Origin of the sequence: Mesorhizobium sp. M7A.F.Ca.CA.002.04.1.1 (assembly GCF_004022805.1) — a bacterium.
Lineage (GTDB): Bacteria > Pseudomonadota > Alphaproteobacteria > Rhizobiales > Rhizobiaceae > Mesorhizobium > Mesorhizobium ciceri.
On the sequence record NZ_RZPL01001033.1, the window covers coordinates 1 to 1,401 of the forward strand.

Annotated in this window: 2 protein-coding genes; both read right to left on the reverse strand. The window is 68.7% G+C overall.

Annotation, left to right across the window (positions count from 1 at the left end; genetic code table 11):
- On the reverse strand, positions 1-425 hold a 425-nt coding region (locus tag ENZ75_RS31805), incomplete at its 3' end, for an rRNA adenine dimethyltransferase family protein (RefSeq protein ID WP_281061324.1).
- A 10-nt stretch (positions 426-435) separates the two neighbouring features.
- On the reverse strand, positions 436-1,401 hold a 966-nt coding region (gene pdxA / locus ENZ75_RS31810), incomplete at its 5' end, for a 4-hydroxythreonine-4-phosphate dehydrogenase PdxA (protein WP_128278618.1).

Genomic DNA, 1,401 nt, shown 5'->3' on the forward strand with positions numbered 1-1,401 from the left:
GTCAGCCAGCGCACCAGCAGCTCCGTGCCGATGTTGTAGGGCAGGTTGGCCACGATCTTGACCGGGCCGCCATTGCCGGTCGCTCGACCGGCAAGGCCCGTGAAATCCGTCTTCAGCGCATCGCCCGAAACAACCTCCAGCCGGCCGGGATAGTGGCCGGACACTTCGGCAAGAGCAGCCAGGCAACGTTCGTCGCGCTCTATGGCGATCACCTGGCGCGCTCCGTTGGCAAGCAAGGCGCGGGTCAGCCCGCCGGGACCGGGGCCGACCTCGATGACGGTTGCATCGGACAAGTCGCCGGCGGTGCGGGCGATCTTGCCGGTGAGGTTGAGGTCGAGCAGGAAATTCTGGCCGAGCGCCTTCTTCGCCTGCAGCCCATGACGCTCGATCACCTCGCGCAGCGGCGGCAGCCCGTCGATGGTCATGCCCGAGATCTCATGCGGCAACCGCCTTGGTGTTCGTGTCGGCCAGCCGCCGGGCAAGCTTCAGCGCCGCTATCAGGCTGTCGGGCCGCGCCACACCCTTGCCGGCGATGTCGAAGGCCGTGCCGTGGTCGGGCGAGGTGCGGATAAAGGGCAGGCCGAGCGTGACATTGACCGCCTCGTCGAAAGCCAGCGCCTTGGCCGGGATAAGCGCCTGGTCGTGATACATGCAAAGGGCCGCGTCGTAACCAGCCCGCGCCCGGACATGGAACAACGTGTCGGCCGGCAAAGGGCCGAAAGCGTCGATGCCTTCGGCGCGCAGGATGTCGACCGCCGGGCGCACGATCCGCTCGTCCTCGAGGCCCATGGCGCCGCCTTCGCCGGCATGTGGATTGAGCCCGGCAATCGCCAGCCGTGGCCTGGCAATGCCGAAGCGGCCGGCAAGGTCGGCAGCGGTGATGCGCGCGGTGGCGACGATCAGTTCGGTGGTCAGTGCCTTCGGCACCTCGGCCAGCGCTATGTGGATGGTGACGGGAACGGTGCGCAGGTCGGGTCCTGCCAGCATCATCACCGGCATCGCCTCGACGCCGCTGTGCCGAGCCGCCAGATGCGCCAGATATTCGGTGTGGCCGGGAAAGCGAAAGCCGGCATCGTAGAGCGGCTTCTTGGCGATGGGGCAGGTGACCACGGCCGAGGCTTCGCGGGCAAGGCAATCGGCGACGGCGCGGTCGATGGCCTCGATCGTGGCGGCCGCATTGGCCGGATCCGGCTGGCCGGGGCTGTCGATGCAGCCTGCAGCCAGCGGAACGATCGGCAAGGCGCGGGCAAAGACCTGCGCCGCTTGTGCCGGGGTGGCTTCGGCGATCGGCAGCGAGAGGCCGAGCAGGCGCGCCCGGGAGGCGATCAGCGCCGGATCGGCGAGCAGGTAGAAGGGGGGCAGGGCGGCAGCTTCACGCGCCATGAAGGCGGCGATGGCGAT